Here is a 21349-nt window from a genome sequence, read left to right as displayed (position 1 = left end):
GTGCACCCGGTCAACCGGTGGTTCACCGGCCGTTCGCCGTCACTTCGCGGACCGGGCGAGGAAGGACAGCAGGTCCTGCCGGCTGACCACACCGGTCGGCTTGCCCTCGACGAGGACGATCGCCGCGTCCGCCTTGCCGAGGACGGCCATCAGGTCGGCGACGGGTTCGCCGGAGCCGACCTGGGGCAGCGGGCCGGACATGTGCTTCTCCAGCGGGTCGTCGAGCGAGGCGCTCTTGCTGAACAGCGCGTCCAGCAGCTCGCGTTCCACGACCGAGCCGACGACCTCGGCGGCCATCACGTCGGGGTGGCCCGCGCCCGGCTTGACGACCGGCATCTGCGAGACGCCGTACTCGCGCAGCACGTCGATGGCCTGGCCGACCGTCTCCTCCGGGTGCATGTGGACGAGGGAGGGCATGCGGTCGCCCTCCTTGTCGTTCAGGACGTCGCCGACGCGGGCGCTGGGGCCCGAGTCCTCCAGGAAGCCGTAGTCGGCCATCCACTCGTCGTTGAAGATCTTGCTGAGGTAGCCGCGGCCGCTGTCCGGCAGCAGGACCACGACGACGTCGTCCGGGCCGAGCCGCTCGGCGACCTCCAGCGCGGCGACGACCGCCATGCCGCAGGAGCCGCCCACCAGCAGGCCCTCCTCCTTGGCCAGGCGGCGGGTCATCTGGAAGGAGTCCTTGTCGGACACGGCGACGATCTCGTCCGCGACGGTCCGGTCGTAGGCGGTGGGCCAGAAGTCCTCACCGACGCCCTCCACGAGGTACGGCCGACCGGACCCGCCGGAGTAGACGGACCCCTCGGGGTCGGCGCCGACGACCTTCACCTTGCCGTCGCTGATCTCCTTCAGGTAGCGGCCGGTCCCGGAGATGGTGCCGCCGGTGCCCACGCCCGCCACGAAGTGGGTGATCTTCCCCTCCGTCTGCTCCCACAGCTCGGGGCCGGTGGAGTGGTAGTGGGAGAGGGGGTTGTTCGGGTTGGAGTACTGGTCGGGCTTCCAGGCGCCGGGCGTCTCACGGACCAGCCGGTCGGAGACGTTGTAGTAGGAGTCCGGGTGCTCGGGGTCCACGGCGGTCGGGCACACGACCACCTCGGCGCCGTACGCGCGCAGCACGTTGATCTTGTCGGTGCTCACCTTGTCGGGGCACACGAAGATGCACTTGTACCCCTTCTGCTGCGCCACGATGGCGAGACCCACGCCGGTGTTCCCGCTGGTCGGCTCGACGATCGTGCCGCCCGGCTTGAGCGCGCCGCTCTCCTCGGCCGCCTCGATCATGCGCAGGGCGATGCGGTCCTTCACGGACCCGCCGGGGTTGAAGTACTCCACCTTGGCCAGGACGGTCGCCCTGATGCCCTTGGTCACGCTGTTGAGCCTCACCAGCGGGGTGTTGCCGACGAGACTGATCATCGAGTCGTGGAACTGCACCGTTGTCTCCGGTTTGCCGCAGAAGTGGTCGTGGTTGGTGCCGCCAGCCTATGGCCTGCCGGTCATCCGTGACGGTCGTTCACTCGCTGTTGAGATTGGGCGACGGTCTGCACGGGGCAAGCACTGGGTGTAAGGGTTCGAGGAGGTGGCGGCGACGCATGACGAGCATGTCGAGGGCGCGGGTGGCCCGGCGGATCGCGGCGGGCGCGGCGTACGGCGGTGGCGGGATCGGGCTGGCCGGGGCGGCCGCCGTGGGGCTGGTGCTGGCGGAGGTGCAGCTGGCGCGGCGCCGGGTGGGCAACGGCACGTCACCGCACGTGCCGAACGCGGACGGACTGTACGGCCGAACGTACACCGGCCCCGCCGACGCACCGCTGCGGCTGACGATGCTGGGCGACTCCACGGCCGCCGGCCAGGGCGTGCACCGGGCGGGGCAGACCCCGGGCGCGCTGCTGGCCTCGGGGCTCGCGGCCCTGGCGGAACGCCCGGTGGAGCTGCGCACGGTGGCCACGCCCGGGGCCCGCTCGGACGACCTGGACCGCCAGGTGGCCCTGGTGCTGTCCGACCCCGGCCCAGTGCCTGACATCTGCGTGATCATGGTCGGCGCGAACGACGTCACCCACCGCATGCCCCCGACCCGCTCGGTCCGCCACCTGTCCTCGGCGGTACGGCGGCTGCGCACCGCCGGCTCGGAGGTGGTGGTCGGCACCTGCCCCGACCTGGGCACCATCGAGCCGGTCCAGCAGCCCTTGCGGTGGCTGGCCCGACGGGCCTCCCGTCAGCTGGCGGCCGCCCAGACGATCGGAGTCGTCGAACAGGGCGGCCGCACCGTGTCCCTGGGCGACCTGCTCGGCCCCGAGTTCGCCGCGAACCCGCGCGAGCTGTTCGGCCCGGACAACTACCACCCCTCCGCCGAGGGCTACGCGACGGCGGCGATGGCCGTCCTGCCGACCGTCTGCGCCTCCCTGGGCCTGTGGCCGGCCGAGGAGGAGCGCCCGGACGCCTCCCGCCGCGAGGGCTTCCTGCCGGTGGCCCGGGCGGCGGCGGAGGCCGCGTCGGAGGCGGGTACGGAGGTCACGGCCGCCATGCCGAGCGGTCCGAGGGGACCGTGGGCGCTGCTGAAGCGCCGGCGGCGCAGGCGGGTACCCGAGCAGGAGCCGACCCCTGCCACGCCGTCGAGCTGACGAGAAGTCCGGGGAGGCCGGAAAAGCAAGCGCTTAGAAAACTGCGGTCAGGGTCACACCGCCACACCCGTGACCCAGCCCATACGTACGGGTAACTTCCCAGACAGCCCAGCCAGACCACCCGGTACGTCAATGGAGCCGTGATGCCCGAAGCCGTGATCGTCTCAGCCGCCCGCTCCCCCATCGGCCGCGCCGTCAAGGGCTCCCTCAAGGACCTCCGCCCGGACGACCTGACCGCCACGATCGTCCAGGCCGCCCTGGCCAAGGTCCCCGAGCTGGACCCGAAGGACATCGACGACCTGATGCTCGGCTGCGGCCTGCCCGGCGGCGAGCAGGGCCACAACCTCGGCCGCATCGTCGCCGTGCAGATGGGGATGGACCACCTGCCGGGCTGCACCATCACCCGGTACTGCTCCTCCTCCCTCCAGACCTCCCGCATGGCCCTGCACGCCATCAAGGCGGGCGAGGGCGACGTCTTCATCTCGGCCGGCGTCGAGATGGTCTCCCGCTACGCCAACGGCAGCTCGGACATGCCCGGCACGCACAACCCGCTCTTCGCCGAGGCCGAGGCCCGCACCGAAGCGACCGCCCAGTCCGAGGGCTCCACCTGGCACGACCCGCGCGAGGACGGCCTGCTGCCCGACCCGTACATCGCGATGGGCCAGACCGCCGAGAACCTCGCCCGCGCCAAGGGCGTCACCCGCCAGGACATGGACGAGTTCGGCGTCCGCTCGCAGAACCTCGCCGAGGAGGCCATCAAGAACGGCTTCTGGGAGCGCGAGATCACCCCGGTGACCCTCCCCGACGGCACGGTCGTCGCCAAGGACGACGGCCCCCGGGCCGGCGTCACCCTGGAGGGCGTCCAGGGCCTCAAGCCGGTCTTCCGCCCCGACGGCATGGTCACGGCCGGCAACTGCTGCCCGCTGAACGACGGCGCCGCCGCGCTCGTGATCATGTCCGACACCAAGGCCCGCGAGCTGGGCCTCACCCCGCTCGCCCGCATCGTGTCGACCGGCGTCTCCGGCCTCTCGCCCGAGATCATGGGCCTCGGCCCGGTCGAGGCGAGCAACCAGGCCCTGAAGCGGGCCGGGCTGACCATCGACGACATCGACCTGGTCGAGATCAACGAGGCCTTCGCCGCCCAGGTGATCCCCTCCTACCGCGACCTGGGCATCCCGCTGGAGAAGCTGAACGTCAACGGCGGCGCCATCGCCGTCGGCCACCCCTTCGGCATGACCGGCGCCCGCATCACCACCACGCTCATCAACTCCCTCCAGTTCCACGACAAGCAGTTCGGCCTGGAGACGATGTGCGTCGGTGGCGGCCAGGGCATGGCCATGGTCATCGAGCGCCTCAGCTGAGCGCCTGACCGTAGCCGCCATAGCACCGACCGTGAGGTCTTGGCCCAGAACCCCGGAAACCCCGGGATTCTGGGCTGTTTTGTGATCCAATCTCCCCCAGGATGTGACCTATCTCCCTCTGCGCGCAGAGAAGCCCAGGTCACAGGAGCCCCACCCCCTCCCCCGACACCGAAGCCCTGTCCGTTTCGTGACGTTACGCACTGACAGCTGGTTAGTCCGCCCTTCAAGCTGATGTAGGAAGTCGGGGGTCGACTTTGAACCGGGAGTACGTCAGTGAGCGCCATGCCGATCGCGTTGCTGGTCACCACGGCCGCCACGGGCGCCGTGGGTGTCGCCGTCCTGCGCACCGTCCTGCAGCTGCGCCGACAGGTCGCGGCCCTGCACACCGCGCTGGCCGAGAACCGCGCCGCCACCACCCGTGCACTGCTGCCCTCCGCCCGCACGCCCGCCGACACCGACGAGATACGGGCCGCCGTCGCGGCGGCACTCGCGGAGGAGCGCGAGCGGGAGCTCGCCGAGGCACGGGCGTTCTGGGCCGCCCAGGAGGCCCGTGACGCCTCCGACGCGCCGCCCCTGCCGGGTCTGCCCGACCCCGACCTGTTCCTGCCCCGGCAGGCCGATTTCGCGGGTCTGGAGCCGGTGTCCGAGCCCGGCGCGGACACCGAGGAGCCGGCCGCGGAGTCCCCGGAGCTGGCCGCGGCCCGCCGCCGCCACCCCTCCCACCCGGACTTCGTACCGACGCAGTCGCCGGTGGCGAACGACCACGAGCGCACGGTCGCCACGCTGGAGGAGCTCGCCTCCTCGCGCGTGGAACTGACGGACGTCCGCCCGGGCCCGCTGGGCACCCTCGACGTCTACGTCTTCGCCGACGGCACGACCCTGTGCATGACCCCGGGCCACCGGGAGACGGCGGAGCACCTGGCCGCGGCTCTGCGCGCAGGCCACACCCCGATCCTCCTGGGCGGCTCCGGCATCTCCGGCGCGTACACCCTCACGTTCGAGTGCGGCGAGGAGAACGTGTACATCCTGGCCGACAGGGTCATCGCGTCCCTCTAGGTGAGCGGGGAGCTGCGCCAGCAACCACAACGCACCCGAATCCGCGAACGACGCTCAAACCCCCGCCCGCTTCTGCGCCTCCTCGACCAACCGCACCGCGTCATCGACGTCGGCGGCACTGGGAATCACCACCGCCAGGTCATGCACGGCAACGGTGATCTGATCTGCTGCCGCAAACATCCCCGCATCCGGCATCTCCCGAGGCTCCATGCCCTCCAGCACCTGCGCCCTCCGGGCCAACTCCCGGGCCAGCCCGAGGGCCTCAGCGGCAGCGCCCCGCTGCAACCGGCTCTGGGGCGCAGCCCTCAAACGATCGGCGAAGTGATCCACCGCACGGGTCAGAGGCGTCGTATCAACCACGCCGCGAGCGTACGCGTCGCACCGGGACTGTTGCCAACGGGCGAACACTCAGGCACGGTGACCTGAAGGACCGGCTTACATCCCAGCGTCCGGAGGCGCCGATGTCCCAAGTCTTCTCCGAAGAGACCCATCGCAACATGCTCGCCCGCATCCCCCACTGCACCGGTCGTGAGATCTCCGACTGGTTGCGCACCGTCGAAGAAGGCCCGGCACTCTTCCGTTTCGAGGAAAAGGTCAGCTGGCTCCGGCACGAACACAACCTGGCGTACGGCCACGCCAAGGCGATCGTCCATGAGTACGACCTGAGGAGGGCCGCGCGCAAACTGCTCTAGGCGCGCACCACGACGAAGGGCCCCGGCCGGAGCCGGGGCCCTTCGCGTACGCCCGATCAGTGCTGACCGCTCAGTGCTGACCGATCAGTACTAGTCGTTGCTGTTGAGGATCGAGATGAGCCTCAGGAACTCCATGTAGATCCACACCAGCGTCAGCGTCAGGCCGAAGGCCGCGAGCCACGCCTCCTCGCGCGGGGCGCCGTAGGCGACGCCGTCCTCGACCTGCTTGAAGTCCAGGGCGAGGAAGCAGGCACCGAGGATGATGCCGATGACGCCGAAGACGACACCGAGGGCACCACTGCGGAAGCCGAGGCCGTCACCGCCGCCGAACACCGCGAACAGCAGGTTCACGGTCATCAGCAGGATGAAGCCGAGCGCGGCCGCCATCACGAAGCCGTAGAAGCGGCGGTTCACACGGATCCAGCCGGCCTTGTAGGCGATCAGCACACCGGCGAAGACCGCCATCGTGCCGATCACGGCCTGCATGGCCGCGCCGTCGGCGATGCGGTTGTCGACGATGTTGGACACGACGCCGAGGAAGACACCCTCGAAGGCGGCATACGTGAGGATCAGCGCGGGCGAGGCCTTTTGCTTGAAGGACTGCACGAACGCCAGGACCATGCCGATCAGCGCGGCGCCGATGCCGATGCCGTAGCTACGGCTGATGTTGGCGTCGTCGACCGGCAGCAGGGCCCAGGAGAGCGCCGCGGTGACGATGAGCACACCGAGCGTGCTCGCCGTGCGCAGGACGACGTCGTCGATGGTCATCCGGCCGGTGGTGGCCGGGGCCTGCGGCGGCGCGCCGTACTGCAGGTCCTGCTGGGCGTAAGGGTTCTGCGCGTACGGGTTCTGCGCGTAGGGGTTGCCCGTCGGCTGCGCGTACGGGTTGCCCTGGGTGGCGACAGCGGGACCCCCGGCCTGCGGCGCGGTGTTGAAGCCCGCGTAGCCGTTGTCGCGGCTGAACCCCCGTCGCGAGAAGACCGGGTTTCTGCTCCTCATTTCACTCCTCCATGGCCAACACTGCGTGGCCTTGGCTCAAGAGTAATAGGTAGGCAAAGGAATGACCCTAGTGCTTGGGGAGGATCTTTCCCTCGTCGTGCTGCGCAACACGCTACGCGGCTTCGTGATTCCCCTCACCGGAGGGGGTCATTCATCACCAAGCTGCGACACGTCCGGAACCGGACGGAGATCACCCGCTGACGCCGTCCTTACGCCGCCCGAGGCCTCACCCGAACGGGAAGCCCGTGTACCCCTCCGCCAGATCGGTCTCGGCCGCGCGGGAGGAGGCGATCCGGTCCAGCCGGGCGAGCTGGAGCCGGTCCTCGAAGCCGGTCGTGCCGGGGGCGCGGTGCAGGAGGGTCGTCATGTCGTAGGAGAACCGTTCGGCCTGCCAGATCCGGCGCAGGCAGGTCTCCGAGTAGGCGTCGAGCAGCTCCGGTGAGCCCGTCGCCTTCCGGTGGGTCAGGGCCCGGGCGAACGTCACGACGTCACCGACGGCGAGATTCAGCCCCTTCGCGCCGGTGGGCGGCACGATGTGCGCCGCGTCGCCCGCGAGGAAGAGGCGGCCGTGGCGCATGGGCTCGTGGACGTAGGAGCGCATGGGCGTGACCGACTTCTGGGTGATCGGGCCGCGCTCCAGGCGCCAGTCGTCGGCGGTCTCGAAGCGGCGCTCCAGCTCGTCCCAGATCTCCTCGTCGCTCCACGCCCCGGCGTCGGTGCCGTCGGGCACCTGGAGGTAGAGGCGGGAGACCGACGGCGAGCGCATGGAGAGCAGGGCGAAGCCGCGGTCGTGGCGGGCGTAGACGAGCTCGTTGTGCGAGGGCGGCACGTCGGCGAGGATGCCGAGCCAGCCGAAGGGGTACGTCCGTTCGAAGACCTGGGTCAGTTCGGCCGGGATCGCCTTGCGGGCCACACCCCAGAAGCCGTCGCAGCCGACGACGTACTCGCACTCCAGGACGTCCTCGCGGCCCTGGTGCCGGAAGCGGACGCGCGGGGCGTCGGTGGCGGCGTCCTCCACGGCCAGCGCCTCCGCCTCGAACAGCAGCGGACCGCCCTCGGCGAGCTGGAGGGCGATGAGGTCCTTGCAGACCTCGGTCTGGGCGTAGACCATCACGGAGCGTCCGCCGGTGAGGGCGGGGAAGTCGACGCGGTGGCGCCGGCGGTCGAAGCGCAGTTCGATGCCGTCGTGGCGCAGCCCCTCGCGGTCCATGCGCTGCCCGGCACCGGCCGCGCGCAGCACGTCCGCGGTGCCCTGCTCCAGGATCCCGGCGCGCTGCCGCCGTTCGACATAGGCGCGGTCGCGGCTCTCCAGGACGACCGAGTCGATGCCGGCGTTGTGGAGCAGCCGGGCGAGGAGGAGGCCGGCGGGGCCCGCTCCGATGATGCCGACGGTGGTGCGCATCGGCGACCCCTTCCCTTCCGTTCGTCAGGTGAAATTTTTTTCACCTTTGCCGGACGTGAGTCTCTGACGGCAGGCGACCGCTGTCAACGGGCATGCCGCGAACTTCTCAATGGACCACACAGGGATCGGAAGGTGCCCGGAGCCGGACTCGAACCGGCACGCCCGCGAAGGGGCAGCGAGGTTTAAGCTCGCCGTGTCTGCATTCCACCATCCGGGCAGGCCATGGGCTCCGCATCGAGGTTCCGAGACTATCGGGACGGGTCCCCCGAACAGCGGAAGGGCGGACCGATGTTGTCTTATTTTATTGACGTCTGAGGGTGCATCAGCACACGGAACGCGCCATCCGCACTTGCCAATAGCCTTGCGTGCGACCGTCGGCGGCGCATGCGGAATGACGGAATTTCACCGCCCGAACAAGGGCACTCCACCTGTTCTTGACACCCTGACGGCTCCGTTCCCGGGTACCCGGCCCGCTCGGTGCCCGACACCCGGCCCCCTCAGGGGCGTTCGTCATCCCCAGGTATGACACCACCGCTCGCGGTCAGACCGCAGTCGGCCCTCGGAACCGGAACAACGGGTGACTACACGGCGGCGTGGGACCCGGACGATGGAAACGAGTCCTTCCAAGACCACCGCCGTCCGACAGGAGTGCCATCCCGTGACCACCGCACCGCTCACCGACCGGGCCACCACCGTGGCCGCGCGCGCCACGGATCTGTCGAAGATCTACGGACAGGGTGAGACCCAGGTGGTCGCCCTGGACCGGGTCTCCGTCGACTTCCGGCAGGCCGAGTTCACCGCCATCATGGGCCCCTCCGGCTCCGGCAAGTCGACCCTGATGCACTGCGTGGCCGGTCTCGACACCTTCTCCTCCGGGTCGGTGCGCATCGGCGACACCGAGCTCGGCTCCCTGAAGGACAAGCAGCTGACCAAGCTGCGCCGGGACAAGATCGGCTTCATCTTCCAGGCGTTCAACCTGCTGCCGACCCTGACGGCCCTGGAGAACATCACCCTCCCGATGGACATCGCGGGCCGCAAGCCGGACCGGCAGTGGCTCGACTCCGTCATCCGGATGGTCGGTCTGGCGGACCGGCTCGGCCACCGGCCCTCCCAGCTGTCGGGCGGTCAGCAGCAGCGCGTCGCCGTGGCACGGGCGCTGGCCTCCCGGCCCGAGATCATCTTCGGGGACGAGCCCACCGGAAACCTCGACTCGCGCTCGGGCGCCGAGGTGCTGGGCTTCCTGCGCAACTCCGTGCGCGAACTGGGCCAGACCGTGGTCATGGTGACCCACGACCCGGTGGCCGCGGCCTACGCGGACCGGGTGATCTTCCTCGCGGACGGCCGGATCGTCGACGAGATGTACGGGCCGACGGCCGAGTCGGTCCTGGACCGCATGAAGGCGTTCGACGCCAAGGGCCGCACCAGCTGATCCCCCGTCAGGACCGACAGGACTGAGAAGAAGAAACCCATGCTCCGTACCGCCTTGCGCAACGTGCTCGCGCACAAGGCCCGGCTCCTGATGACCGTCCTCGCCGTGATGCTCGGCGTGGCCTTCGTGTCGGGAACCCTGGTCTTCACCAACACCGTCTCCGACGCCTTCCAGAAGAGTTCCGCCAAGGGCTTCGACCAGGTCGACGTCGCCATGACGGCGGACTACCAGGACGCCCAGGGCGACCGGGTCGGCAAGCTCCACGACCTGACCCGGGCCACCCTCGACAAGAGTGAGCGGGTCCCCGGGGCCGCGTCCGCCATCGGGGTCGTGCAGGGCTTCACCGCCGTCGCCGACAAGGACGGCAAGCTGATCGGCGAGGGCTTCCAGTCGCAGGGCGGCAACTACTGGGGCGCCAAGGACCCGCGTTACCCCCTGGTCAGCGGGCACGCCCCCAAGGGGCCGGGCGAGATCCTCATCGACTCCGAGACGGCGAAGCGCGCCGGCTACAGGGTCGGCGACACCGTGCGGATGTCGGTCGACGGGCCTGTCCTGACCCCGCGGATCACCGGCATCTTCACCACCGACGACGGCAACGTCGCGGCCGGCGGCAGCCTCACCCTGTTCGACACGGCGACCGCCCAGAAGCTGTTCGGCAAGGCGGGCGTCTACGACCAGATCGACGTCAAGGCGAAGCCGGGCGTCACGCAGGCCGCGCTGAAGGCGCAGCTGGACGAGGCGCTGCCCAAGGGCACCGTCTCGACCACCACCGGCAAGCAGCTCGCCGACGACCAGGCCAAGTCGATCGCCGAGTCGATGAGCGGGATGCAGACGGCCCTGCTGGTCTTCGCCGGTATCGCCCTGTTCGTCGGCACGTTCATCATCGCCAACACCTTCACGATGCTGGTCGCCCAGCGCACCAGGGAACTGGCGCTGATGCGGGCGGTCGGCGCCTCGCGCCGGCAGGTGACGCGGTCGGTGCTGATCGAGGCGTTCGTGGTCGGGGCGGTCGCCGCCGTGGCCGGTCTGGTCGCGGGCATCGGCATCGGAGCCGGACTGCGCTCCCTGATGGGGACGTTCGGCGGGTCCGTGCCCGACGGGCCACTGGTCGTCAAGCCCACCACGATCGTCGCCGCGCTCGCGGTCGGCATCGTGGTGACCATGCTCGCGGCGTGGCTGCCGGGCCGCCGGGCCGCGAAGATCCCGCCGGTGGCGGCCATGAACAGCGTGCACGCCAAGGCCACGACCAGGTCGCTGGTGCTGCGCAACACGCTGGGCGCGCTGGTCTCGGGCGCGGGCATCGCGGTGGTCCTCGTGGCCACGACGATGGACGGCTCGGACGGCCAGCTGCCCATGGGCCTCGGCGCGGTGCTGCTGATCATCGGCGTGTTCATCCTGACCCCGCTGCTGTCCCGCCCGATGATCGCCGCCGCCGCGCCGGTGCTGCGCGCCTTCGGTGTCTCCGGCAAGCTGGCCCGCCAGAACTCGGTGCGCAACCCGCGCCGTACGGCCGCCACCGCCTCCGCGCTGATGATCGGCCTGACCCTGATCACCGGCATGACGGTGATGGCGGGCAGCCTCCAGCAGGCCATCGAGAAGATGGCGTCGTCGTCGATCAAGGCTGACTACGTGGTGTCCATGGCGAACGGCAATGCGCTGTCGCCGGACGTCGAGAAGAAGCTGAAGCAGGCCGGTGACGTCACTGCCACCAGCCCGATGCTCAACGCCGATTCCCGGATCGACGGCCGGACCGAGTACCTGACCGGCGTCAACGGCGCCGCGATCGGCGACCTGGTCGGCCCGAAGGTCGACGAGGGCTCCTTCAAGGTCGGCGGCACCGACGTCGTCGTGGACAGCGAGACCGCCAAGTCCTACGGCTGGCAGGCCGGTTCCTCGTTCACCGTCTCCTACGAGGACGACAAGAAGCAGCGGCTGACGGTCGCCGGGACCTACGAGAGCAACGACTTCCTCAGTGGCATCCTGCTCGACGAGAGGACCCTCGCCCCGCACGTGGCGGACCCGTACAACATGAAGGTCATGGTGAAGACCTCCGACGGCGCGTCCGGCGCGGTGCAGGACAGGCTGGAGAAGGCCCTCGGCACCAACCCGGCCATCAAGGTGCAGTCCAAGGACGACATCTCCAACGAGATCGCGCAGATGTTCACGCTGATGCTGAACATGGTCTACGGCCTGCTCGCGATGGCGGTGATCGTGGCGGTCCTCGGCGTCATCAACACCCTGGCCATGTCGGTCTTCGAGCGCTCCCAGGAGATCGGCATGCTCCGGGCGATCGGCCTGGACCGCAAGGGCATCAAGCGGATGGTCCGCCTGGAATCCCTGGTGATCTCCCTGTTCGGCGCGGTGCTGGGCATCGGCCTGGGCGTGTTCTTCGGCTGGGCGGCCGGTGAGCTGCTGGCCACGAAGCTGGCGACCTACGAACTGATCCTGCCGTGGGCGCGGATCGGCGTCTTCCTGCTGCTGGCCGCGACGGTCGGTGTGCTCGCCGCGCTGTGGCCGGCCCGGCGGGCGGCCCGGCTGAACATGCTGGAGGCGATCAAGGCGGAGTAGCACCGGACGCCCGAGGGCCCCCTTTCCCGCCCGTGGGAAAGGGGGCTCTTCGTCGTTCTCAGTTCCAGGTGCGGGCGCGCAGCGGCATGCCCGACGCCCCGGACTCAGACGTCCGCACGGCGAGGACCTGGTTGACGCCGATGCGGTTGCGCTCGAAGGCGAGCGCGGAGGCGGCCATGTACAGGCGCCAGACGCGGGCCCGGCCGGGGCTGGCGAGCTGGACGGCACGCTGCCAGCCGGCCTCCAGCCGGGCGACCCACTGCCGCAGGGTGAGGGCGTAGTGCTCGCGGATCGACTCGACGTCGCGCACCTCGAACCCGGCGCGCTCCAGCATGGCGACGGTGGCGCCGACGGGCTGGAGCTCGCCGTCGGGGAAGACGTAGGAGTCGATGAAGGCGTCGACGCTGTACGCCGTCTCGTCCCGCTGCGGGCGGCGGGCGATCTGGTGGTTGAGGAGCCGCCCGCCGGGCTTGAGCAGCTCGTGCAGGCCGGTGGCGTACTCCAGGTACCGCTCGGCGCCGACGTGTTCGGCCATGCCGATGGAGGAGATCGCGTCGTAGGGCCCGTCACGGACGTCGCGGTAGTCCTGGACACGGATCTCGACCTTGTCGGTGAGTCCCTCGTCGGCGACGCGCTTGCGGGCGTACGCCGCCTGCTCCTGGGAGAGCGTGACACCGACGACGCTCACGCCGTGCTCCCGGGCGGCGTGGATCGCCATGGAACCCCAGCCGCAGCCGACGTCGAGGAGCCGCTGACCGGGCTTCAGGCCGAGCTTGCGGCAGACGAGTTCGAGCTTGTCGTGCTGGGCCTGTTCGAGGGTGCTGTCGGGGCTGGGCCAGTAGGCGCAGGAGTACACCATGGACGGGCCGAGGACGATCTCGTAGAAGTCGTTGCCGACGTCGTAGTGGTGGCTGATGGCCCGTCTGTCGCTGCGCTTGGTGTGCAGGTGGCGGCGGGGGCTGCGGGCCTCCTCGCGGGGCGGGGCGGGCGGCAGCGGGGTCCCGGCGAGCTTGACGAGCCCGCGTACAGCGGCGCGGACCTCGGGGTCACGCAGGGCCTGGGCGAGGGTGCGGGCGTCCTCGTCGCGCTCCCAGATGTGACCGGCCAGCAGGTCGAGGGTGGTGTAGAGGTCGCCGTCGATGTCGAGATCGCCCGCCACCCAGGCCCTGGCCAGGCCGAGTTCGCCCGGCTTCCACAGCAGGCGGCGCAGAGCGCGGCGGTTGCGTACGACCAGGGTCGGCGCGCCCGGCGGGCCCGCCTGCGAACCGTCCCAGGCGCGGATGCGCACGGGAAGCGGTGCTCCCAGCAACTGTGCGAAGAGGCCCTGGAGCCGCGGCGCGGCGTCTGCCATGGTGTACACCTCCGTGATGAGGAATCCCGGAATGTCCGACACCACGTAAACATCTGCGGGGCCTCGGCGCAGTCCCCGGCACGCGTCATGTCTGGGCAAAACCACCACTCCGAAGGAACGGCGCGGCGGCGCGGGACGGCGCGGGAACGCCGAAGGACCTCCCGCACCACGGATGGCGGGAGGTCCTTCGGTGGAGGTCCTTCGATCAGGTCCTTCGTCAGGCAGGTGACCGACCGGAGGTCAGGAGGCCTTGGCCTTCTCCTCGGTCTTCTCCTTGGCCTTGGACTCGGCCTTCTCCTTCGGCGCGGCGGCGACCGGGGCCGGCTTGGCGGCCTCGTAGAACTCCTCGCGCGGCGTCTCGATCGCGCCGAGCGAGACGACCTCGCGCTTGAGGAACATGCCGAGCGTCCAGTCGGCGAAGACGCGGATCTTGCGGTTCCAGGTCGGCATCGCCAGACCGTGGTAGCCACGGTGCATGTACCAGGCGAGACGGCCCTTGAGCTTGATCTTCATCTTGCCCATGACGATCATCGCCACGCCCTTGTGGAGGCCGAGACCGGCCACCGCGCCCTTGTTGGCGTGGGAGTAGTCCTTCTGCGGGAAGCCCCGCATGCCGGACAGGACGTTGTCGCCGAGGACGCGGGCCTGACGCAGCGCGTGCTGCGCGTTCGGCGGGCACCAGGCGTTCTCGTTGCCCGCCTTGCGGCCGACGAGGTCCGGGACCTGGGCGTTGTCGCCCGCGGCCCAGATGTAGTCCGTGCCCTTGACCTGGAGGGTGGTCTCGCAGTCGACGTGGCCGCGGGGCCCGAGGGGCAGGCCGTAGCGGGAGAGGACCGGGTTGGGCTTGACGCCGGCGGTCCAGACGATCGTGTTGGAGTCGACCTCGAGGCCGTTCTTCAGCACCACGTGGCCGTCGACGCAGGAGTCCATGGAGGTGGACAGGTAGACCTCGACACCGCGGCCCTCGAGGTGCTCCTTGCCGTACTTGCCGAGCTTGGGGCCGACCTCGGGGAGGATCTTGTCGGCGGCGTCGACGAGGATGAAGCGCATGTCCTCACGGGACACGTTCTTGTAGTACTTCGCCGCGTCCCTGGCCATGTCCTCGACCTCGCCGATGGTCTCCGCACCGGCGAAGCCGCCGCCCACGAAGACGAAGGTGAGCGCCTTGCGGCGGATCTCCTCGTCGGTGGTGGAGTCGGCCTTGTCGAGCTGCTCGAGGACGTGGTTGCGCAGGCCGATGGCCTCCTCGATGCCCTTCATGCCGATGCCCTGCTCGGCGAGGCCGGGGATCGGGAAGGTGCGGGAGACCGCGCCGAGCGCGACGACCAGGTAGTCGAAGGGCAGCTCGTACGCCTCGCCGACGAGCGGGGCGATCGAGGCGACCTTGCGGTCCTGGTCGATGCTGGTGACCCGGCCGGTGAGGACCTCCGCCTTCGGCAGCACGCGTCGCAGCGGGACGACGACGTGGCGCGGGGAGATGTTGCCGGCGGCGGCTTCGGGGAGGAAGGGCTGGTAGGTCATGTACGACCGGGGGTCGACGACCGTGACGGTCGCCTCTCCGTAACGCATCTTCTTGAGGATGCGCCGAGCTGCGTACAGGCCTACGTACCCACCGCCTACTACGAGGATCCTGGGACGCTCCGTGGTGCTCATGCCATCGAGTATCCACCCGCTTCAGGGGGGTGGCTCGTGCGCCCCTTCACAAGCTCGGGTGGGGGGTGTGTTATCCTCCGCGGCCCGCGTGATCCATGTCATGGTGACAACCGGGCTCCTTTGTGCACCCCTGACCGTTGTCAATGCCGCGTGAGCTGCCTCTCTGCACCCGAGGAGCCTCCGTGAGGCCCTCCCGGGGTGCCGCTTCGAGCACCTCGGTGGACACCTCCATACCATGCTTCTGAACATGTTCAAAGGCCTGTTCAGCCCCCGGACGGGTCAACGGGGCCCCTCCGATCGCCCGGGAGGGCCGAATTCCTTGTGAAGAACTTCACGAACTTTTCCGGCGGGCTGTCGCCGGGGGGTCGCCCGAACCCCCCGGGACGCGCTCATTCGTGATCCATGCCTGCTCAGAAGCGGGCTACGCGACCGACCACGCGATGCCGTCGAGGATGTCGTGCTCGCTGACCACGACCTCCTCCGCGCCGATCCGCTCCATGATCGACAGCAGTACGAGGGCCCCCGCCCCGATCACGTCGACCCGGCCCGGGTGCATGGAGGGCACCGCCGCGCGCTCGGCGTGCGTGGAGCGCAGCAGCCACTCGGTGATCTCGCGGACCCGGTCGTGGGAGACACGGGAGTGGTGGATGGCGGCCGAGTCGTACTCGGGCAGCTCCTGGGCGATCGCCGACACGGTCGTCACGGACCCGGCCAGGCCGACCAGCGTGCGGGCCTCACGCAGCGGGACCGTCTCCTCGGCCAGGTCGAGGGCGGCCTCGATGTCCGCCCGCATGGCCGCGATCTGCTGCTCCGTGGGCGGGTCGCTCACCACCCCGTCCCGGACCAGGTGCCGCTCGGTCATGCGGACACAGCCGATGTCCACCGAGCGGGCCGCGCGCACCTGGTCGTCGCCGACGACGAACTCGGTCGAGCCGCCGCCGATGTCCACGACGAGGTAGGGCTTGGGCAGGTGGTCGCGCCCGGCGAGCTCCTTGGTGGCGCCGGTGAAGGAGAACTCGGCCTCCTGGTCCCCGGAGATCACCTCGGGCTCGACGCCCAGGATGTCCAGCACGCCGCGCACGAACTCGTCCCGGTTCTCGGCGTCCCGGGAGGCGGAGGTGGCCACGAACCGCAGCCGCTCCGCCCCGTGCTCCTTGATGATCCCGGCGTACTCGCGGCAGGCCGCGAAGGTCCGCTGGAGCGCCTCGGGGGCGAGCCGGCCGGTGCGGTCGACGCCCTGCCCGAGCCGGACGATCGTCATACGGCGGTCCAGGTCGGTCAGCTCGCCGGTCCCGGGGTCGGCGTCGGCGACCAGGAGCCGGATGGAGTTCGTACCGCAGTCCACAGCGGCGACACGGGTCACTGGGCGTCCTCCTCGGCGGTCGTCACGCAGGCGCCCTTGCGCCACCACTCGGGCAGCATGGCGAGGGCCTCGTCGCCCAGCGGGTTCACTCCCGGCCCCGCGGCCAGCGAGTGCGCCACCAGCACGTGCAGGCACTTCACCCGGTCCGGCATGCCGCCCGCGCTCGGGAAGTCCTTCAGCTCCTCGATCTCGTCACGGCGCCTGATGTAGTCCTCGTGGGCCGCCCGGTACGCCGCCGCAAGCTCCGGGTCCGAGGCCAGCCGCTCGGTCATCTCCTTCATCACGCCGTTCGCCTCCAGCGTGCCGATGGCCGAGTTCGCCTTCGGGCACGTCAGGTAGTACAGCGTGGGGAAGGGCGTGCCGTCGGGCAGCCGGGGGGCCGTCTCGACGACGTCGGGCTGCCCGCACGGGCACCGGTGCGCGATCGCGCGCAGGCCGCGCGGGGGCCGGCCGAGCTGCTGCTTGAAGGCCTCGACGTCCGCGTCGGTGGGCTCGGTGCGCGGGGTGGTCGGCGGGGGCGTTTCCATGACTGTGTTCAGGCTGTCTTTCTGGGTTCAGGTCACTGGCTGGGGTCCGGGTCACCGGTCGGAGGCGTCGGCCTTGTCGACCCCGTCCCAGACGTTCGAGTACCAGGGGCGGTCGGCCGCCCCGAGGTCGGCGTGCGACTGCTCCGCCGCGTGCGGGTCGACGACGATGAACCCCGTCTCCCCCGGCATGACGTAGTGCAACCGCTGCCGGATCTGCTGCTCCGCGTACGCGTCGTCCTGCCAGCGCGCCTTCTGGTCGCGCAGCCGTTCGACGCGCTGCCGGGCCTGCTGCTGTTCACGCTGGAGGTCGTCGATCTCGGCGCGCTGCGAGACGTACTCCCGCATGGGGTAGGCCAGAGCCACGATCAGCGAGCACATCACCAGGGCGAGCAGCGCGGCCCGGCCGGTCAGCCGGGAGCGGCGGGCCTGGCGCTTGGTCTGGGAGCGGTAGACCCGGGCCGCGGTCTGCTCACCGAGCAACCGGATCCTGGTCGCGGTGGAGAACCGGTCCCGGTCCTTCACGGCCATGTCTGTCCGCCTCCCGCTCCGCCGTCATACGCGCGTACGTCCCCGGACACGGTACGGGACCGAGTACGGGGACGTACGTACGACGCTGCCTCTTACGGGTCGGGCCTTTCGGCGATCAGCCCTTGAAGCGCGGGAAGGCGCTGCGGCCGGCGTACACCGCCGCGTCGTCGAGGATCTCCTCGATGCGCAGCAGCTGGTTGTACTTGGCGACGCGCTCGGAGCGGGCCGGGGCGCCGGTCTTGATCTGGCCGCAGTTGGTGGCGACGGCCAGGTCGGCGATGGTGACGTCCTCGGTCTCGCCGGAGCGGTGGGACATCATGCACTTGAAGCCGTTGCGCTGGGCCAGCTCGACGGCGTCCAGGGTCTCGGTGAGCGAACCGATCTGGTTGACCTTGACCAGGAGCGCGTTGGCCGCGCCCTCCTCGATGCCGCGGGCCAGGCGCTCGGGGTTGGTGACGAACAGGTCGTCGCCGACGAGCTGGACCTTGTCACCGAGCTTGTCGGTGATGGTCTTCCAGCCCTCCCAGTCGTCCTCGAACAGCGGGTCCTCGATGGAGACGAGCGGGTACGCGTCGACGAGCTCCGCGTAGTACTCGGTCATCTCGGCCGCCGAGCGCTCCTTGCCCTCGAAGGTGTAGACGCCGTCCTTGTAGAACTCGGACGCGGCGACGTCGAGGGCGAGGGCGATCTGCTCGCCGGGGGTGTAGCCGGCCTCGTTGATCGCCTCGAGGATGAGGTCGAGGGCCTCGCGGTTGGAGCCGAGGTTCGGGGCGAAGCCGCCCTCGTCGCCGAGGCCGGTGGCCAGGCCCTTGGACTTCAGGACCTTCTTCAGCGTGTGGTAGACCTCGGCGCCCCAGCGCAGGGCCTCGGAGAAGGACTCCGCGCCGATCGGGGCGATCATGAACTCCTGGATGTCCACGTTGGAGTCGGCGTGCGAGCCGCCGTTCAGGATGTTCATCATCGGCACCGGCAGCAGGTGCGCGTTCGGGCCGCCCAGGTAGCGGAACAGCGGCAGGTCGCTGGCCTCGGAGGCGGCGTGGGCGACGGCGAGCGAGACGCCGAGGATGGCGTTGGCGCCGAGGGAGCCCTTGTTGTCGGTGGCGTCCAGGTCGAACATCGCCTGGTCGATCAGGCGCTGCTCGGTGGCGTCGTAGCCGACCAGCTCCGGGCCGATCTGCTCGATGACCGCGAGGACGGCCTTCTCCACACCCTTGCCGAGGTAGCGGTTCGAGTCGCCGTCGCGCAGCTCGATGGCCTCGAAGGCGCCCGTGGAGGCGCCGGACGGGACGGCGGCACGACCGGTGCTGCCGTCGTCGAGGCCGACCTCGACCTCGACCGTGGGGTTGCCTCGGGAGTCCAGGATTTCCCGGGCTACGACGACGTCGATGGACGGCACGAGCATCTCCTTCTTCATGTGACGCGGGTACGCGGGCCGCGTGGACCCGGCGAGGCGCGGGCCGCGGTGGCTCGCGACATGAGCCTAACCGGCTCCGGGCGATCGGCCACCGGGTCGCCCACCCCATGGACAGAACCGAGAGTAAATTGTTTCCGAACGGAACAAAGCCGGATCGCAAAGACCGGCAGAAAAAACCCCGCCCCGGTGCGTACGGGGGACGACGCACCGGGGCGGGGGCCCGTGGGGACCGGGGGGCCGCCGCTTACTTCAGGTGCAGCTGCTGGCCCGGGTAGATCAGGTTGGCGTCCGTGATGATGTCCTTGTTCAGCTCGAACAGCTTCTCCCAGCCGCCCTTGACCTTGTGCTCGGTCGCGATCGAGCTGAGGGTGTCGCCCTTGACGACCTTGTACTCGCCGTCACCCTTCTTGACCTTCTTGCCGGTCGGGGTGGTGACGGTCTTCTGGCTCTTCTGGGTCTGCGCCGGGCGCTCCTCGGAGCGGGAGGCCGGCTGCTGCTCGGTCTGGCGGGTCTCCGTGGAACCGCTGCTCTGCGCGGAGCCGCCGCTGTAGCCGGCGCTCGACAGACCCTTGCCGCAGACCGGCCAGGCACCCTTGCCCTGGCTCGCGAGGACCTTCTCGGCGATCTCGATCTGCTGCTCCTTGGTGGCCTGGTCGGCGGTGGAGGCGTACTTGGTGCCGCCGTAGCCGGACCAGGTGGAGGCGGAGAACTGCAGACCGCCGTAGTAGCCGTTGCCGGTGTTGATGGACCAGTTGCCGCCGGACTCGCACTGGGCGACGGCGTCCCACTCGGAGGCGGTGGCGGCGGAGGCGTTGCCGGCCGCCATCAGCGGGGCGGCGACGGCGGCACCGGTGACACCGGCGATGGCGATGACCCGAGAGGCCTTGGACGGACGGCGGTGCGTGCCCTTGCCGGAAAACAGCATGGAGAGATCCCCTCACCGACGCCTGCGAGGTGAGCTGTCGGGTTCGGGCCGGTTGAGTTGCCCGGCCGCGTCCCTCCCGGGACACGGCTTCACCCCAAGCCGGAGCCCTGCCGTCGAGTTGCCTCAACCGCCGGGCCCGGCACTTACCTTGGGTCCCCCGCTCCTGCCTACGGCGCTTGACGCGACGACTGTTCCCGTGCGGCCGCTGGCAGGATTCGGCGTTGCGGCAGCCGGGGCTCGCGGTGGCGAGCGGTCATGACCGTAGACACGCGATCCGCGGAATTTCAAAGACGATCAGGGCTTCTGAGATCTATCTCTCACCGCGCTTATAAGGGACATTCGGCGCGAACGGTGACGTGAACTCGCACGGTTTCGGGGTGACTTCCGCCGCCGTTTCCGGACTGCCCCACCGGCTACTCGTCGTCCGCTTCGACCCTTACCGTGAGCTTCTGACCGGGGCGGATGAGGTTCGGGTCGGCGCCGACGGCCGTCTCGTTCCCGGCGTAGAGCGCGTGCCACCCGCCGCTGAGGTCAAGGGAGTTCGCGATGGACCAGAGGCTGTCGCCGGGGCGGACGGTGTAGGAGCCGTCCGTCGCCTCCCGAGAGGCCTCGCCGCCGCGCGAGGCGTGCCGTCCGGCGGCTCCGGACGTACGGCCGTCCTCGGCCCCGGTGTCCTCGTCGGCGCTGGGGCCGCGGTGGCGGCCGGAGGCGCTGTCGGTTCCGGTTCCGGAGAGCGCCGAAGAGCCGTCGCCCTGCCGGGACTTGTCGGGTTCGTCACTCTCGGCGGCGGTCGACGGGGAGCTGCCGGACTCCTGGTCCTGCGACTGGTCCCGCGTCGAGGAATCGGCAGAATCGGATGACTTGTCGGACTTGGCGGTGTCACCCTCCGAGGTCGACTGCCCGTCAGGGGACGACGATGGGGACGGAGACGACGAAGAGGGCGAAGAAGACGAAGAGGATGACCCGGACGACTCGGATGACTCGGAGGAGTCGAGCAGTCCGGGTGAGTCCGTCGGAGCGGACGAGTCGGAGGAGCTGGACGAGTCGGACGTGCCCGAGTCCTTGTCCTGCTGGAGGCCGGAGAGCAGCCCGCAGGTGCGCCACGCACCGACCCCCTGGTCGGCGAGGATTCTCTCGGCCACGGCTATCTGCTGGGAGCGGCTGGCCAGGTCGGCGCTCGGGGCGTAGTCGAGACCGCCGTGGTTCTCCCAGTCCTCCTGGGACAACGCGAGGCCGCCGAAGTATCCGTTGCCGCTGTTCTGGCTCCAGGCGCCGCCGGTCTCGCAGTCCGCGACCCGGTCCCAGGTCGTGCCGTCGGCCGCGCTGGCGCCGGAGGCTCCGAGGAGCGGGATCGCGATGGCGGAGCCGGTCACCCCGGCCGCGACGAGGAGAGCCGGAGCCTGGCGGGGGCGACGGTGCCGACCGTTCCCGGAGAGCATACGGAGACCTTTCGCGAGACAGCAGTGACC

General features: G+C 70.1%; 18 protein-coding genes, 1 tRNA gene and 1 riboswitch. Of the genes, 6 read left to right on the top strand and 13 right to left on the bottom strand.

All coding sequences use genetic code 11. The features are described from left to right. Positions 1 to 39: 39 nt before the first annotated feature. Positions 40 to 1428 carry a cystathionine beta-synthase gene (locus tag SCNRRL3882_RS24360; protein WP_010034489.1) on the bottom strand — a complete coding sequence of 463 codons (1389 nt, stop codon included), beginning with the start codon at positions 1426 to 1428 and terminating at the stop codon, positions 40 to 42. Positions 1429 to 1586: 158 nt separating this feature from the next. Between SCNRRL3882_RS24360 and SCNRRL3882_RS24355 the strand changes: the two genes are divergently transcribed. The 3 genes from SCNRRL3882_RS24355 (at position 1587) to SCNRRL3882_RS24345 (ending at position 5029) form a co-directional block, all read left to right on the top strand. Further along, positions 1587 to 2612, top strand: coding sequence for an SGNH/GDSL hydrolase family protein (locus SCNRRL3882_RS24355; protein ID WP_010034486.1), 1026 nt, complete (start codon positions 1587 to 1589; stop codon positions 2610 to 2612). 143 nt (positions 2613 to 2755) lie between these two features. Next, positions 2756 to 3973, top strand: coding sequence for an acetyl-CoA C-acetyltransferase (locus SCNRRL3882_RS24350; protein ID WP_010034484.1), 1218 nt, complete (start codon positions 2756 to 2758; stop codon positions 3971 to 3973). Positions 3974 to 4246: 273 nt separating this feature from the next. After that, positions 4247 to 5029, top strand: coding sequence for a hypothetical protein (locus SCNRRL3882_RS24345; protein WP_029180792.1), 783 nt, complete (start codon positions 4247 to 4249; stop codon positions 5027 to 5029). A gap of 54 nt (positions 5030 to 5083) precedes the next feature. Here the strand turns inward: SCNRRL3882_RS24345 and SCNRRL3882_RS24340 are convergent, their stop codons facing one another. Next, positions 5084 to 5389: a hypothetical protein gene (locus SCNRRL3882_RS24340; protein WP_029180791.1), complete on the bottom strand. Its 306-nt coding sequence runs from the start codon at positions 5387 to 5389 to the stop codon at positions 5084 to 5086. Between the two features lie 101 nt (positions 5390 to 5490). Between SCNRRL3882_RS24340 and SCNRRL3882_RS24335 the strand changes: the two genes are divergently transcribed. Continuing rightward, on the top strand, positions 5491 to 5721 hold the full coding sequence (locus SCNRRL3882_RS24335; protein ID WP_010034472.1) for a DUF4287 domain-containing protein: 231 nt from the start codon (positions 5491 to 5493) through the stop codon (positions 5719 to 5721). A 90-nt stretch (positions 5722 to 5811) separates the two neighbouring features. Here the strand turns inward: SCNRRL3882_RS24335 and SCNRRL3882_RS24330 are convergent, their stop codons facing one another. The 3 genes from SCNRRL3882_RS24330 to SCNRRL3882_RS24320 form a co-directional block, all read right to left on the bottom strand. Continuing rightward, positions 5812 to 6720 carry a Bax inhibitor-1/YccA family membrane protein gene (locus tag SCNRRL3882_RS24330; RefSeq protein ID WP_010034470.1) on the bottom strand — a complete coding sequence of 303 codons (909 nt, stop codon included), beginning with the start codon at positions 6718 to 6720 and terminating at the stop codon, positions 5812 to 5814. A 226-nt stretch (positions 6721 to 6946) separates the two neighbouring features. Then, a complete protein-coding gene (locus SCNRRL3882_RS24325; protein WP_010034468.1) occupies positions 6947 to 8122 on the bottom strand; it encodes a 4-hydroxybenzoate 3-monooxygenase in 1176 nt (391 codons plus the stop codon). Positions 8123 to 8255: 133 nt separating this feature from the next. Next, positions 8256 to 8339, bottom strand: a tRNA-Leu gene (locus SCNRRL3882_RS24320). Positions 8340 to 8780: 441 nt separating this feature from the next. Between SCNRRL3882_RS24320 and SCNRRL3882_RS24310 the strand changes: the two genes are divergently transcribed. Then, entirely contained in the window at positions 8781 to 9551 is a 771-nt protein-coding gene (locus SCNRRL3882_RS24310) for an ABC transporter ATP-binding protein (RefSeq protein ID WP_102514855.1), read from the top strand. A gap of 39 nt (positions 9552 to 9590) precedes the next feature. Beyond that, entirely contained in the window at positions 9591 to 12119 is a 2529-nt protein-coding gene (locus tag SCNRRL3882_RS24305) for an ABC transporter permease (RefSeq protein WP_010034461.1), read from the top strand. Between the two features lie 58 nt (positions 12120 to 12177). Here the strand turns inward: SCNRRL3882_RS24305 and SCNRRL3882_RS24300 are convergent, their stop codons facing one another. From SCNRRL3882_RS24300 to SCNRRL3882_RS24265, 8 genes are all read right to left on the bottom strand, one after another. Continuing rightward, positions 12178 to 13470, bottom strand: coding sequence for an SAM-dependent methyltransferase (locus SCNRRL3882_RS24300; RefSeq protein WP_040902609.1), 1293 nt, complete (start codon positions 13468 to 13470; stop codon positions 12178 to 12180). Between the two features lie 240 nt (positions 13471 to 13710). Continuing rightward, positions 13711 to 15123: an NAD(P)/FAD-dependent oxidoreductase gene (locus tag SCNRRL3882_RS24295; protein WP_078602739.1), complete on the bottom strand. Its 1413-nt coding sequence runs from the start codon at positions 15121 to 15123 to the stop codon at positions 13711 to 13713. Between the two features lie 421 nt (positions 15124 to 15544). Continuing rightward, on the bottom strand, positions 15545 to 16486 hold the full coding sequence (locus SCNRRL3882_RS24290; protein ID WP_010034452.1) for a Ppx/GppA phosphatase family protein: 942 nt from the start codon (positions 16484 to 16486) through the stop codon (positions 15545 to 15547). Beyond that, on the bottom strand, positions 16483 to 17013 hold the full coding sequence (locus SCNRRL3882_RS24285; RefSeq protein ID WP_010034448.1) for a DUF501 domain-containing protein: 531 nt from the start codon (positions 17011 to 17013) through the stop codon (positions 16483 to 16485). Before SCNRRL3882_RS24285 ends, SCNRRL3882_RS24290 begins: the two co-directional genes overlap by 4 nt. A 51-nt stretch (positions 17014 to 17064) precedes the next feature. Beyond that, positions 17065 to 17541 (bottom strand): FtsB family cell division protein, encoded by a 477-nt coding sequence (locus SCNRRL3882_RS24280; protein ID WP_010034446.1) that lies wholly within the window; start codon positions 17539 to 17541, stop codon positions 17065 to 17067. 115 nt (positions 17542 to 17656) lie between these two features. Next, positions 17657 to 18937 (bottom strand): phosphopyruvate hydratase, encoded by a 1281-nt coding sequence (gene eno, locus SCNRRL3882_RS24275; RefSeq protein WP_010034445.1) that lies wholly within the window; start codon positions 18935 to 18937, stop codon positions 17657 to 17659. A 262-nt stretch (positions 18938 to 19199) separates the two neighbouring features. Then, positions 19200 to 19880 carry a transglycosylase family protein gene (locus SCNRRL3882_RS24270; protein ID WP_010034443.1) on the bottom strand — a complete coding sequence of 227 codons (681 nt, stop codon included), beginning with the start codon at positions 19878 to 19880 and terminating at the stop codon, positions 19200 to 19202. A 4-nt stretch (positions 19881 to 19884) separates the two neighbouring features. Further along, positions 19885 to 20065: riboswitch (cyclic di-AMP (ydaO/yuaA leader) on the bottom strand. Positions 20066 to 20293: 228 nt separating this feature from the next. Further along, positions 20294 to 21319 carry a transglycosylase family protein gene (locus tag SCNRRL3882_RS24265; protein ID WP_010034441.1) on the bottom strand — a complete coding sequence of 342 codons (1026 nt, stop codon included), beginning with the start codon at positions 21317 to 21319 and terminating at the stop codon, positions 20294 to 20296. Positions 21320 to 21349: the final 30 nt, after the last annotated feature.

Origin of the sequence: Streptomyces chartreusis NRRL 3882, assembly GCF_900236475.1 — a bacterium.
Classification (GTDB): domain Bacteria; phylum Actinomycetota; class Actinomycetes; order Streptomycetales; family Streptomycetaceae; genus Streptomyces; species Streptomyces chartreusis_D.
This window is presented reverse-complemented; position numbering and strand designations above follow the sequence as displayed.